Genomic DNA, 13,467 nt, shown 5'->3' with positions numbered 1-13,467 from the left:
CCCACGGTGCGCTGCGCGGTCGGCGGCGCGAGCAGCGCGCGCGCGGTGGTGGCGGCCCCGCCCGCGGCCGCCACGGCGGTCAGCGCCGGGAGCTCCGGTGGTCCGTCCTCCTGCGGCGTCGACGTCCCCTGGGGGTCGGCCGGACCGGGGGCCTGCGTGTCCGCGTCGCGCTGGACCGGCCGGAGCAGGGCGGCGTCCGGGCGGGGCCGGGGCGTGGCGGTCGCGCCGTCGCTCCCGCGTCCGCCGACCGCGCCGGTCCCCGCGTCGGGGTGATGCTGGACCGCGCCGGTTCCCGCGGTGTCGGGGTGGCGCTGGACCGCGCCGGCGAGGTGTCCCTCGGAGAGCGGCCCGGCGGCGCCGACCAGAGGGGCGCTCGCGCTGCGCTGGACCGGCGCCGGCCCGGGAGCGTCGGGGCGACCGGGCGTGGGGTCCGTGGGGTCGGCCGCGTCGGTGGCTCCCGGAGCGGGACCGGACGCGGTGCGCGAGACCGGCAGGGTCGACGGAGCAGGTGCCGCGTCCGCGTCCACGCGGTGCGTCGCGCGGGAGCCCCCGACGAGCGGCAGGGACGGTGCCGCGTCGGGCGACCGGGCGACGTGGGGCTCGTCCGCGACCGGGCTCCATCGTGCCGGAGGCACGTCCCCGACGCCCAGGACGCTGCGGCTCACGACCAGGCTCGGCGCGCCGGTGGTGGCGCCGGTGGACGACGACGGGGGACCTGCGGGGACCTCGGCCCCCCGTCCGGCCTCTGCGGCGGGGCCGTGGTGGGGAAGGTCGTCGGGGGAGGCGTCGTCCGCGGGTCCGGTGGTAGCCGCTCGGGCGACGACGGGTCCCGCGTGTGCGGCAGACCGGCCGACGACCGGCAGCACTCTCCCGGCGCCGGCGACCGGCAGCGTGCCGGCCGGGGCGCCGGCGACCGGCAGCGCGTCCGCCCGGGCGTCGACGACCGGAGCCGTGCGACGCCCCGCGTCCGACATCGCGTGCGCGTCGAGGGGCTCGGGGGTGGTGGGGCCGGGGCGGGTCTGCTCCACGGTGCCGCGGGCGGGGAGCTCGACCACCGGGCCGGCGAGGCCCGGCCCGAGGGCGCCGGCCGGATCGGCGGTCGCGGTCTGCTCCGGCCCGACGGTCGCGGCCCGCTGGTCTCCCGTCTCCCCGGTCGGGTCGGGGTCCGGGGTCCGCTGCGTGACGGGCCCGTCCGATCCGGTCGGGGCGTGCGAGCCGGCGGCCGGGTCGTCCACCGTCGGCGTGCCGGGCGTGCCGGGCGTGCCGGGTGTGCTCGGCGCGACGACGGGCGGTGCGTCGACGAGCCGCGCGACGACGGGCATCGCTGCGGCGGGAGTCGCGCCTACGGGCGGTGCGGCGCTGACGGGCATGCCCCTGTCGACCGAGGCGCCGGCCGCCGTGGCCGGGGTCGATGCGGCGCCCAAGCGCTGGTCGGCGGGGCTCCCCGACGGGGCGCCGGGGGCGGGAACGCGCTGGACCGGCCAGGGCGAGGCGTCCGCGTGGTGCGCCGAGGGCCCCGGAGCCGCGGGGGCGGGCGTCGCCGGGAGCGGGGATCCCAGGCCCAGGCGACGCGGCGCGCGTGGGGCCGCCGAGGGCGCCGAAGGTGCCGTCGCGGGCGACGCGGCCTCGACGTGGCGCTGCACCGGTGCGGCGGGGGTCGCCGCGGACGGGAAGGACACCGGGGGGACCGCCACCGACGTGAACCCGTCGTCGGCGGCCGCCCGCGCGGCCGGGGACGCCCCGGCGGGCGGCACCGAGCCGCCGTCCGTCCCGCCGTCCGTCCCGCCGCCCTCGTCCGCCGCCCCGAGCAGCGGGGCACGGGACCCGGCGCCGTCCGGAGCCACCGGCTCGCCGGTCCGGGAACCGACCTCGGAGGTGACGGCGCCCGTGGCGGCGTGGGCGGCGTCCACCGTCGGCGACGCGCCGCTCCCCGGTGCGTCGTCGGACGCCTCCGCGCCCGGCACGGCCGCAGCGGCCCGGCCGACGAGCTGCAGCACCGGCAGGGCCAGCGACGCCGCGCTGACGAGCGGCGCGGACGCGGCCACGGGGTCGGCTGCTGCCGGGCCGGTCGCGGGAGGTCCGGACGCCGACGGGACCGCGGAGCGCTGCACGGGGGGTGCCGCGGTCCCGTCGGACGACTGCGGCGCGGTGCGCACCGCGCCCTGGGCCCGGCCGGGGCCCAGCAGGGGGAGGTCCGGAGCGGGCGACGTCGTGCCCGGAGCACCCGGCGCCGGCGTCGCGTGGGCGCCGAGGCCGGACCCGTCGCCGTCGACGAGACCGGCCGGCGCGTCCACGGTCACGCCGTGCGACATCCGCTGCAACGACGACGGGTCGCCCCACGCCGCGAGCGCGTGACGCGCCGTCGCGACGCCGGAGACCGTCGGCATCGGGCCGACCGTGCGCTGGAGCGCCGGCACGAACGCCCACCCCGCGACGGGCGGCGCGGTCGGTGCGGCGGCGCGGGACGTCGCCGGGGGGTCGCCCTCGGGCTGCCCACCCCCGGGCGCCGGGTCCCGGTCGCGCTGCCACGGCCACCGCATGCCGTCACCGCTCCTGCGTCAGGCGCGTGTTGATGCTCGCGATCTCGGCGACGTACCGCAGCCGCTGCCCGTGCTCGAGGTCGAGGATGGCGTCGAGCGGCCAGTGGAAGTGGTAGGCGACGTACGCGACCTCCTCGTGGATCCGGTCGGGCGCGTACGTCACGATTCCCCCAGGCGGCCACCCGCGAGGTCCACGGTCATCCGGTGCCGGCACGCCGGGCACGTGACGGCGATGCGGGTGTGGCCCTCGGCGTTGACGCGGCGGTACAGGTCCTGCAGGAACGCGACGTCCGAGGCGAACATGTTCTCGACGACGTTCGCGGTGATCGCCGGGACGGTCCCGAGCGACGTGACGACCCGTGCGAGCAGCACGACGGTCGTGTACGCGGCGTTCTCCTGGACCCGCGCGTCGTACAGCGGCAGGAGCTCGTCGCGCGCCGTCGCGAGCCGCATGACCCCCGAGCGGTGCACGACGCCGTCGCCGTCGACGTACCCGCGCGGGAGCTCGAAGGCGAACTCGGTGCGCAGCACGCCGTCGGGAGCGCCGGCGGCGTCCGGGGTGTGCCCCTCGTGGACGTCGAGGCGCTGCTCCTGGCCGTCCAGGACACCGTTGCGCAGGCGCTGCATCACGTGGCTCGGCCCCGTCTCAGGAGATCGTGGACTCGTCGTAGCAGACCGTGAACTTCTCGGTGGCCTGCTCGGCGGCACCGGCCTTGAGCGAGTTGATCTCGACCGACCGCACCCAGCAGTTCACGAAGTTGTAGGTCTTGATCGTCGCGCCCTGGTAGTCGAGCAGCGCGACCGACGCCGTCTTGCGGGACCCCGTGACGTCGCCCTCCATGACCTTCTTGAGCCAGTCCGTCACGGTCTTGGACTCGGTGAGCCCGCGCGTCACGGTGAACTCCCCGGGCTTGGGGCGGCCGATGAGCTGGCGGACGACGTACTTGCCGTCGGACGTCTGCTGCTTGAGCTCGATCTTGTCGACCTCGTTCTTCAGGCCGCTGACCTCGGTGACCTTGGGGATCTGGATCCCGTCGATGGTCACGATGAAGCCGTTCGCCGCCGACGAGTCGAATGTGTCGAGGGGCATCGCTGGTCACTCTCCTTCTGGTTCCGAGCGGACCGGGTCCGGCGTCACTCGTTGACGAGGCTCGTGCCGCCCGAGAACTGGGCGAGCTGGAAGATGACGAACTCGGCGGGCTTCACGGGCGCGACGCCGATCTGGCACACGACCTGGCCGGCGTCGATGCCCTCGGCGGGGTTGGTCTCCCCGTCGCACTTGACGAAGAACGCCTCGTCGGGCGTCGTGCCGAACAGCGCACCCTTGCGCCACTCGTTGACCAGGAACGCGCTGATGGTGCGGCGGATGCGCGCCCACAGCGCCGGGTCGTTCGGCTCGAACACGCACCACTGCGTGCCGATGAGGATCGACTCCTCCAGGTAGTTGAACAGGCGGCGGACGTTGAGGTAGCGCCACGACGGGTCGCTCGAGAGCGTCCGCGCACCCCAGACCCGCACGCCGCGCCCGGGGAACGTCCGGATGCAGTTGATGCCGTTCGGGTTGAGCAGGTCCTGCTCGGCCTTCGTGATCTGCGTCTGCAGGCTCACCACGCCGCGCACGACCTCGTTGGCGGGTGCCTTGTGCACGCCGCGCTCGTCGTCGTTGCGGGCCCACACCCCGGCCATGTGGCCCGACGGCGGGACGAACCGGTTGCTGCCCGACGCGGGGTCGAACGTCTTGACCCACGGCCAGTAGAGCGTCGCGAAGCGCGAGTCGAAGTTCGTGTCCTCCATGCGCCACTTCTTGATCTGCTGCGGGCTGAGGTTCGCGGGGGAGTCGAGGATCGCCATCCGGTCGCCCATGAGCTCGCAGTGGTCGATCACCGCGCGCTGGACCGCGACGACCGTCTCGAGGTCGATCGCCTCCTGCTCGTACGCAGCCATGAGGTCCGGGACGGCGACCATCGTGACCTCGTCGATGGCCTCGAGACCGCTGAAGCCGGTGCGCTCGGCGGCGTCGCCCACGTAGTCGTCGGCGTTCAGCGCGGCGACCGTCGGGGCCTCGGGCTCGGGCTCGGGGGCGAGCAGGCCGAACGTGCCCTTGTCGGGCTTCATGAGCGCGCTGCCCCCGAGGACCTCCTCGAGCGTCACGACCTTCGACTCGGCGTTGACCTTGGTGGCGACGTTCTCCGGCCCGCGCTTGGTCGTCACACGGTCGAACGTCTCGGTGACCTTGCCGTCGGCGTGGACCACGAGCTTGAACTGGTCCTCGGCCGCGTCGGAGCCGCCCGCGTCCTGGACCTCGACGCTCACGGACTTGTTCGCCGCGGACGGCTGCGCGGTCACCCGGTAGCCGCCGACCATCGCGACGGCCGGCCCGGTCACCGCCTTGCGTGCCTTCCCGGCGCCCGCGGCGGTCGCGCCGTTGCCTGCCCGCCCGTTGCCGTTCGACGACGCGCCGCCGATCCGCACGACGTAGCAGTTGCCGCCGCCGTTGAGGAAGTACCCGTACACCGAGTGCGCGAGGTAGGACCCGGGCAGGAAGTCGCCGAACTTCTCGGTGAACTGGGTCCAGTTCGACACCAGGGTCGGCTCGTTGAGCGGACCCTGCGCGGCGAGGCCGACGAACGCGGCGACGGCGGTGCCCACTCCTTCGATCGGGCGGGATCCCGCCTCGACCTCCTGGACGTAGACACCTGGGGAAAGGTAGGTCGGCATGCTGGTCCCTCCAGAGCCCGGTGAGCGCCACTGCGACGTCGAGACCAGCGTCACCGCGGCGCCCGGGCAGCGGCACGTGCGTCGGGCCGTCGTGGAGGGAAGAGGTCGCTGCCCGATCGAGCACCGGGTCTAGCCTGGTCGGAGCGGGCGCAGGGGGCGCTCGCGGGCGAGGAGGCCCTCATGCTCTCGGACCGCTCCCGGGACGTCGTCCGGGCGACCCTGCCGGTGGTGAGCGAGCACCTCCCGGAGATCGCCCGCCGGTTCTACGGCCACATGTTCGCCGCCCGGCCCGAGCTGCTCGACGGGGTGTTCAACCGCGGCAACCAGGCGGAGGGCACCCAGCAGGTCGCGCTCGCCGGGTCCGTCGTGGCGTTCGCGGCGGCGCTCGTGCAGGACACCGAGCAGCTGCCCGAGCACCTGCTGCAGCGGGTCGCGCACAAGCACGCGTCGCTCGGCATCCACCCCGACCAGTACGCGATCGTGCACGAGCACCTGTTCTGGGCGATCGTCGACGTCCTGGGTGACGCGGTCACGGCCGACGTCGCGGCCGCGTGGGACGAGGTGTACTGGCTGATGGCGTACGCGCTCGTGAACCAGGAGCGCGGGCTGTACAGCGCACGCGGGGTGAGCCCGGAGAAGGTGTGGCGCGAGTGGCGCGTGGAGTCCCGCCGCCAGGAGACCGACGACGTCGTGACCTTCGTGGTGCGCCGGACCGACCACCGCTCGGTCCGCACGTCGCTGCCCGGGCAGTACGTCACCGTCAAGGTCCCGATGCCCGACGGCGTGCACCAGCCCCGGCAGTACAGCCTCACGCGCGCGGACGACGGCGAGACCCGGCAGTTCTCGGTGCGGCGCGTGCGCGGCGGAGGGGAGCGGCCGGACGGCGAGGTGTCGACGCTGCTGTGCGAGACGGTGCAGGTCGGTGACGTCCTGACCATGTCGGTCCCGTTCGGCGACGTCGTGCTCGACGACTCCGGGCGCCCGCTCGTGTTCGCGAGCGCCGGCATCGGGATCACGCCGATGGCCGGGATGCTCTCCCACCTCGTCGCGGCCGGCTCGCAGCTCGAGGTGCACGTGCTGCACGCCGACGTCGAGGAGCGCACGTTCGCGCTGCGCGAGCAGGTGCTGGCGGACGTCCGGCGGCTCCCCGGCGGGACGCTCCGCACCTGGTACGAGCGCGGCGCGGTGTCCGCGCTCGCGGTCGACGGCGTGTCCGCCGGGCTCCTCGACGTGGACGACGTCGACCTGCCCGACGGCGCCGGGTACTACCTGTGCGGGCCGCTGCCGTTCATGAAGTCGGTCCGCTCGGCGCTGCTGACCCGCGGCGTGCCCGCGCGCGACATCCAGTACGAGGTGTTCGGCCCGGACCTGTGGGCCGCGGACCTCGTCACGGAGGTCTCGCCGGACGCCTGACGAGCGCGCTCGCGGTTCAGCCCGCGGGCGCCTCCTCCTCCTCGGACTCGTCGCGCTGCACCGCGGCACCCGCCTTGAAGGCCCCCTGCACCGGTGCCTCCTCGGGAGCGTCCTCCTCCGCCTCGTGCCGCTGCACGGCCGCGCCGTCCGGCGCGCCACCACCGGTGCTCGCGCCGACGGGTGACGTCTGCACCGGCGGCGCCGACATCACGCGCTCGGCGTTCGCCGCCGCCTCGCGCTCGAACCGGTCGGACGGGTCGCTCACGCGCACCCCGTCACCCGTCGCGGTGCCGTCGACGGGGCCGCTGCGCTGCTGCACGACGTGCGTGAGCTCGTGCGCGAGCATCGTGCGCCCCGCCGTCGAGCCGGGGTCGTACTGCCCGCGCTGGAACACCACGTCGGAGCCGACCGTGTACGCGTGCGCCTGCACGGACGCCGCCGAGCGGTGCGCCGCGTCGTCGGTGTGCACCCGCACGTCCCCGAAGTCGTGGCCCAGGCGGGACTCCATGTCGGTGCGCACGTGCGTGTCGAGCGGGCTGCCGCCCGAGCCGACGACGTCGAGCACCGGCGAGCGCTCCTCCTGCGCGAGCCCGCGGACCCCCTGGTTGCCGACGGCGCGCTGCAGCCGCGCGAGCCCCTGCGGCCCGACGACGTCCGTGCGCCCGGCCGCGGCGGCCCGCCACAGCGCGCTGTCGGGCCGCTCCTCGGTGCGCTCGGAGCGCGGGCGCTGCGCGTCGTCGTCCAGGTGCTCGTGCTCGTGCTCGCGCATGGTCGCTCCTCACCGGGCTCACCGCCGGGCCGGACCCCGGTGCGGCGTCTCCTCCGAGGCTTCCCCGGGCACCGCGCGGCGCCAAGGACGGTCAGCCGTCGTCCGGGGCAGGTCCGCTGCCCGATCGCGCACGTGCCGGGCTCACCCGCCGGTCGGCTGGAGCATCGACCAGTACCGCCCGAACTCGCCGGGCAGGCACAGCCGGCCGAGCTTGCGGTACTCGTGCTCGACGGCGCTGATCACGTGCGTCATGCGGACCGTGCCGCCATCGTCGGCCGCGAGGTACGCCGCGGTGACCGCCGACGAGCGGATGGCGCCGCCCGCGAGCTCGAACGCACCCGCCACGAACTCGAGGTCGACGTCCGCCTCGCGCGGGACGAGCGCCCCGAGGCTGCGGTCCCACAGCGCGCGGCGGTGCTCGGGGTCGGGCAGCGGGAAGTCCACGAGCACGTCGAGCCGGCGCGTGAACGCCTCGTCGATGTTGGCGCGCAGGTTCGTCGCGAGGATCGCGAGCCCGTCGAAGGACTCCATGCGCTGCAGCAGGTAGGCGCTCTCGATGTTCGCGTAGCGGTCGTGCGAGTCGCGGACCTCGGAGCGCCGGCCGAAGATCGCGTCGGCCTCGTCGAACAGCAGGACCCCGTTGACCTCCGCGGCGGCGGTGAAGATGCGCTCGAGGTTCTTCTCGGTCTCCCCGATGTACTTGTCGACGACCGTCGCGAGGTCGACGACGTACAGGTCGAGCCCGAGCTCGTGCGCGACGACCTCGGCGGACATCGTCTTGCCGGTCCCGGAGTCGCCCGCGAACAGCGCCGCGACGCCGTGCCCCCGCCCGCCGCCGGGCCGCATCGACCAGTCGCCGAGCACGCGCTCGCGGTGCCGGGCGCGCAGCGCCACCTCGCGCAGCGCGACCAGCGGCGCGCGCGGCAGCACGAGGTCCGCCCAGCCGACCGCGGGCTCGATGCGCCGGGCGAGCCCGTCGAGGGCCGAGCCGTTCTCCGCGCGGGCGCCGGCCCGCAGGTGCTCGGCGGTGACCCGCCCGTCGGGCTCGACGCGCGCCTGCACGAGCGCCGACGCCGCGGCCCGGGCCACCTGCTCGGGCCGGAGCCGGAACTGCAGGGTCGCCGCCTCGACGGTCGCGTCGTCCATGCCCGCGGCCGCCGCGTCGCGCTCGTCGTCCGCGCCGGAGCCCAGCGCGCGCAGCCACATCGTCGAGCGCTCGCCGGTGGTGCTCGCCGGCACGGTCTGCAGGAGCGGGGGGTGCGTCGTCCACGCGGGGTCCCACGCCCCGCGGCCCACGAGCAGCAGCGGCTCGGGGTCGCAGGCCAGCGCGGCGAGCAGGCGGGGGCGCGCCGCCACGGCCTCGACCGGCCCGGCGACGAGCCCGGCACCGCGCAGCCGGGCCTCGCGCGCGGCGGACCGGGCCAGCGCGTGCGCGTCCGGCTCCGCGGCCAGGGCGTGCAGGTCGACGACGACGGCGTCCCGGCCGAGCGCGTGCAGCGCCTGGGCGGCGAGTACGCGCGCCGAGCCCGTCGAGCCCTCGCGCAGGTAGGTCAGGGTCGTCCCGCGAGCGAGGGCCCGCGCGAGGGGGCCGGCGTCGCCCCACCGGACGTCCGGGGCGGCCACGAGCACGGGCGCGAGCGCCGCGTCGGGGGCGTCGTCGCCGAGCAGGTGCTCGACGACCCGGTCGGGGACGCGCACGGCCCGGCCCGGGAACGGCCGGTCGGGGTCCTCGACGACGAGCAGGCCGGCGGTCACGAGCGGCCCGTGCGTGAGCCGGGCCCGGCCGTGCGCGGAGGCGAGGTCGACGCCGCACAGCTCGAGGGCGACCGCCGTCGCGGGCCGGCGCCGCGTCACGTCGTCGTTGAGGTACCCGAAGAGCTGCTCGAAGCGGGAGTCGAGGTCGCACACGAGCGCGACGAGCAGGAGGTCGACGTCGAGCGGCGTCAGCCCGCAGCGGCGGACGAGCTCGCGCAGGCGCAGCCGGTGCCCAGCGCGCTCGGCCTCGTCGGCGGTGCGCTCGACCGCGTCGGTCCGCCCGTCCGCGGCCCGGTCGGGGGCGTGCCCGGGCCGGGGACCGGCGAGCAGGCGGTCGACGGCCTCGTCGCTCAGGTACAGCCCCCGGAACGGGTCGTCGGGCTGCGGGTCGACCGCCCGGCGCCGTGCGACGAGGGCGCGGACCCGCTCCTCGACCGTCGCGGCGCGCCCGAGCAGGTGCGCGAGGCTGGCCTGGTCCGACCCGTGGGCGGAGCCGTCCGCGCGCCCGCCCACGCCGGTACCCCGGCCGGCGCCGGGGTCGTCGTCCACCCGCGCGTCGCCGCCCACGCGGGGCTCCCGGGCTACGCGCGTGTCGCCGCCCACGCGGGCGTCCCCGCTCACGCTCGCGTCCCCGCTCACGACGTGCCGCGCTTGCGGGACCGTGCGGCCGGGCGGGCCGTCGTGGGTGCGGCGGTGGTCGTGACCGCGGGCGCCACGGGTGCCGCGACCCGGGGCGGCGGTGCGTGCCGCCGCCGCGGCCCGGTGCCCGAGCCGCCGGCGAGGTCCTGCAGCCCGACGTACGGGCCGTCGGAGACGGGCGGGCCGGCGGGGTACACGATGCCGGTGTCGACGGGAGCGCTCACCACGACGTCGAGGGACGGCTTGAGCTCGCCACCCAGCGCGGACCACACGTCGGCGAACGCGCGGTCCTCGGGCGGCGGGAGCCCGACGGTCACGGGGACGTCGAGCCCGGTCTCGGCGAGGTGGCCGACGACGAGGCCGCGGGGCAGCGCCTCGTGGCGCAGGAAGCACGCGAGCAGCGAGTCGAGCAGCATGTGCTCGTCCTCGGGGCGCTGCGTCCACGCCGTCACGAGGTAGGACAGCTTGAAGAACCGCGGCGCGGGGCTGCGCGAGACGACGACGCCGTCGGACCCGCGCCGCTCGGTCCACCCGCGCTCGCGGCGCTTGAGGTCCTCGCGCAGGTCGTAGAGGTACAGGTTGACCGTGGGCGTGTTGCGCCGCGACGCCCAGTCCTTGGTCGGCGCGTCGAACACGACCTCGAGGTCCGTGCCCGCGACCGCATCGGTCCGCACGATGCTGCGCAGGGCCGCGTCGACCTGGGCGATCACCCGTCCACCCCCTCGTGCGCTCCTGCGCTCGTGCCGCTGACCGCTCCACGGTGCCGACCGTCCCCGCTGCGCGGCACCCGGCGCCGGGCAGCCGATCGGGCAGCGCGAGCGGCCGTCCGGGCACCGGGGACCGGGCGCCGGGCGCAGGGCGCCGCACGGCCGTGCCCCCGCGCGGGCGCCGTCGCCCGCGCGGGGAGCCCCGCCTAGATGAGCCCCTCCCGCACCGCGTACGCGACGGCGTGCGAGCGGTTGCGCAGCTGGAGGCGGGTCGTGACGTCGTGCAGCACGTTCTTGACGGTCCGCTCCGAGTACGAGAGCTGCCGGGCGATCTCGCTCGTGTCGAGCCCGTCGGCGACGAGCCGCAGCACCTCGACCTCGCGCGTGGCGAGCCCGGTGAACGTCAGCCCGCGCGGGCCGAGCACGTGCCGCTGCAGGCGGCCCACCTGGTCGAGCAGCCGCCCGAGCAGGTCCGGCGGGACGCTGCCCTCGCCCGCGGCCGCCGCGCAGATGACCTTGACGAGCCGCTCGGGCGTCGCCTCGCTGCGGCGCACGAGCCCGAGCACGCCGGCCTCGACCGCGGTCACGAGGTCCTCGTCGTCGAGGCGCCCCGCGACGAGCACGGTCCGCGCGATGCCCGCGCGCTGGCTGACCCGCAGGATCGTGGCGGTCTCGTCGTCCACCTGGTCCACCACGATCACGGCGACCTTGGCCTCGTGCAGCTCGGACCGGCCGACGACCCGCACCTCCGGGCGCGGCCGCAGCTGGCTCGCGACCCCGGCCTCGGAGATCGGGTCCCTCGCCAGGACGTGCACCCCGATGCGCTCCATGTCCACTCCTCCCGTCGCGGCCCACCCCCTCGGGGACCGCATGCCCGGGAGTCTGCCGCCGGCCGATCTTCGTGCAGTCAACAGGGACACAACGGGCATCCCGGGCTGCCCCGAAGTCCGGCCCGGCAGCACCGGGGACCGCTCTGCGCACCGCCCTACCGTCGGTCCATGACCACGACAGCCACCCTCGACCCGACCCCGGTCATGCTCGACCCGGGCGGGGCTGCGGCCGTCCCGCTGCAGATCTACAACAACGGCGAGCTCGTCGAGGGCTACCACCTCGAGGTGGTGGGCCCCGCGAAGGGCTGGGCCTCGATCGAGCCCGAGGACGTCTCGCTGTACCCCGGCGCCTCGACGACCGCCACGGTGATGTTCTTCCCGCCCCGCTCGGCCGCCGTGCCCGCGGGCGAGCTCCGGTTCGGGGTGCGCGTCGTCCCGACGGAGCACCCCGAGGAGACCGTCGTCCCCGAGGGGTCGGTCGAGGTGCTCCCGTTCATGGAGACCACCGCCGAGCTCGTGCCGCGCACGTCGCACGGCCGGCGGGGCGCCAAGGTGCGGGTCGCGGTCGACAACCGGGGCAACCAGCCGGTGACCGTGGCGCTGCGCGGGGGCGACCAGGCGGACGCCCTGCAGTTCGGGGTCAGGCCCGCGGTGTCGACGGTCGGTGCGGGCAACGCGGCGTTCACCGACCTGCGCGTCGAGCCGGTCCGGTCGATGTGGCGCGGTCAGCCGAGGACCCTGCCGTACACGGCGACGGTCGAGCCGCGCGACGGGACGCCCGTGACGCTCGACGGCACGTTCGTCCAGGAGCCGCTCATCCCGTCGTGGCTGCCCAAGCTGCTGCTCGCCCTCCTGGCCCTCCTCGCGGCGCTCCTCGCGCTGTGGTTCCTCGTGCTCCGTGGCGCGGTGGAGTCCGCGGCGCAGGAGGCGGTGCAGGAGGAGGTCGCCGCCGCCGAGGAGCAGGCCGCCGTCGCGGAGCAGGCCGCCGAGCAGGCCGCGGCCGCTGCCGGCGGGGCGGAGCAGTCCGCACAGGTCGCGGGCGAGGCCGCGGTCAAGGCCGACGAGATCGCCGGCGGGACGCTCCTGCCGCCCACCGAGATCCCGACGTCCGGCCGGCTCGAGGTCGAGACCGTGGCCGCCTCCACGAGCGCGGACACCTTCCCGGTCCCCGAGGGGCAGACGATCGAGCTCACCGACCTGGTGCTGAGCAACCCGCAGGGCGACTTCGGCCGCGTCCGCCTCGAGATGGGGGAGCAGGTGATCCTCGACTCGGCGCTCGAGAACTTCCGTGACCTCGACTACCACTTCATCTCCCCGATCGTCGGCGTCGCGGGGGACGAGCTCGTCATGACGCTCGAGTGCAACGAGGTCGGCAAGCCGCCCGGGGAGACCACGCCGCCCGACGAGTGCGCCGCCGCGATCTACTTCGGCGGCTCGCTGCTGACGCCGGCCGCTCCGGCGCCCTGACCGGACCGCGGCGCGATGCCCACCGGACCGGCCCTGCGCGCGGGCGACAGCGCGCTGTGCCCGCTGACGGACGGACCGAAGCCGCACGTCGGAGGCCCGATCACCCCCGCGGCGGCGGTCATGACGGTCCTGATCGGGTCGATGCCCGCGGCCGTCGCGAACGCGGTGCCCGGCGGCATCGTGTGCGTCTCCCCGGCACCCAACGGGATCGCCACGGGCAGCACGACCGTGCTGATCGGCGGCTTCCCCGCGGCCCGGCTCGGCGACCAGTCGCTGCACGGCACCCCGATCGCCCCGGGCCCGGGCTGCCCGACGGTGGTCGTCGGCGGATGATCCTCGCGCGCGGACGACCGCGCGCGCCGACGTCCGGCCGGGCCCGCACGAGGACGCGCTCAATCACCCGGACGGCCCAGCCTGGACAGTTGACCAACACCGCGCCAAGCCGCACACTTGAACCTGACAGTGCGCATCGCCTGCCCCCTGCGCGGTGCGCACTGTTCTCACGTCACGATCGGGCGGGTCCTTCCGAGGGCCCGCCCGATCGTCGTTGGGGAGCGGATGACTTCCGCGGGATCACGCGCCTCCCGGCGTGCCATGCGGCGTCCCCCGGAGGCGGCGGTTAGCGTTCC

11 protein-coding genes and 1 pseudogene are annotated in these 13,467 nt (G+C 76.0%); 3 read left to right on the top strand and 9 right to left on the bottom strand.

Features of this window, described 5'->3' with window-relative positions:
- From AB6N24_RS08100 to AB6N24_RS08080, 5 genes and pseudogenes are all read right to left on the bottom strand, one after another.
- A pseudogene (locus tag AB6N24_RS08100) lies at positions 1-2,540 on the bottom strand (hypothetical protein); the annotation flags it as partial.
- Positions 2,541-2,544: 4 nt separating this feature from the next.
- Positions 2,545-2,703, bottom strand: a complete 159-nt coding sequence (locus AB6N24_RS08095; RefSeq protein WP_412868893.1) for a DUF6760 family protein — start codon at positions 2,701-2,703, stop codon at positions 2,545-2,547.
- Complete coding sequence (locus AB6N24_RS08090) at positions 2,700-3,167, bottom strand: hypothetical protein (protein ID WP_412868895.1); 468 nt, start codon at positions 3,165-3,167, stop codon at positions 2,700-2,702. Before AB6N24_RS08090 ends, AB6N24_RS08095 begins: the two co-directional genes overlap by 4 nt.
- Positions 3,168-3,186: 19 nt before the next feature.
- Positions 3,187-3,630, bottom strand: coding sequence for a phage tail protein (locus AB6N24_RS08085; protein WP_141372809.1), 444 nt, complete (start codon positions 3,628-3,630; stop codon positions 3,187-3,189).
- A gap of 44 nt (positions 3,631-3,674) precedes the next feature.
- A complete protein-coding gene (locus AB6N24_RS08080; RefSeq protein WP_412868892.1) occupies positions 3,675-5,258 on the bottom strand; it encodes a phage tail sheath family protein in 1,584 nt (527 codons plus the stop codon).
- 180 nt (positions 5,259-5,438) lie between these two features.
- Here AB6N24_RS08080 and AB6N24_RS08075 point away from each other — a divergent pair, with 180 nt between their 5' ends.
- Entirely contained in the window at positions 5,439-6,671 is a 1,233-nt protein-coding gene (locus AB6N24_RS08075) for a globin domain-containing protein (RefSeq protein ID WP_412868891.1), read from the top strand.
- A 16-nt stretch (positions 6,672-6,687) separates the two neighbouring features.
- On the opposite strand, the gene AB6N24_RS08070 is transcribed toward AB6N24_RS08075, so the two are convergent.
- The 4 genes from AB6N24_RS08070 to AB6N24_RS08055 form a co-directional block, all read right to left on the bottom strand.
- A complete protein-coding gene (locus tag AB6N24_RS08070; RefSeq protein ID WP_412868890.1) occupies positions 6,688-7,440 on the bottom strand; it encodes an eCIS core domain-containing protein in 753 nt (250 codons plus the stop codon).
- Between the two features lie 141 nt (positions 7,441-7,581).
- Positions 7,582-9,816, bottom strand: coding sequence for an ATP-binding protein (locus AB6N24_RS08065; RefSeq protein ID WP_412868889.1), 2,235 nt, complete (start codon positions 9,814-9,816; stop codon positions 7,582-7,584).
- A 14-nt stretch (positions 9,817-9,830) separates the two neighbouring features.
- Positions 9,831-10,544 carry a Pvc16 family protein gene (locus AB6N24_RS08060; protein ID WP_412868888.1) on the bottom strand — a complete coding sequence of 238 codons (714 nt, stop codon included), beginning with the start codon at positions 10,542-10,544 and terminating at the stop codon, positions 9,831-9,833.
- 203 nt (positions 10,545-10,747) lie between these two features.
- The gene (locus AB6N24_RS08055) at positions 10,748-11,371 is read right to left on the bottom strand and encodes a LuxR C-terminal-related transcriptional regulator (RefSeq protein ID WP_412868887.1); all 624 of its coding nucleotides are present in this window, start codon (positions 11,369-11,371) and stop codon (positions 10,748-10,750) included.
- Positions 11,372-11,539: 168 nt separating this feature from the next.
- Between AB6N24_RS08055 and AB6N24_RS08050 the strand changes: the two genes are divergently transcribed.
- Complete coding sequence (locus AB6N24_RS08050) at positions 11,540-12,838, top strand: COG1470 family protein (protein WP_412868886.1); 1,299 nt, start codon at positions 11,540-11,542, stop codon at positions 12,836-12,838.
- A 15-nt stretch (positions 12,839-12,853) separates the two neighbouring features.
- A complete protein-coding gene (locus AB6N24_RS08045) occupies positions 12,854-13,171 on the top strand; it encodes a PAAR domain-containing protein (RefSeq protein ID WP_412868885.1) in 318 nt (105 codons plus the stop codon).
- The last annotated feature ends 296 nt before the right edge of the window (positions 13,172-13,467 follow it).

This window comes from Cellulomonas jepli (genome assembly GCF_047229345.1).
Classification (GTDB): domain Bacteria; phylum Actinomycetota; class Actinomycetes; order Actinomycetales; family Cellulomonadaceae; genus Cellulomonas_A.
This window is presented reverse-complemented; position numbering and strand designations above follow the sequence as displayed.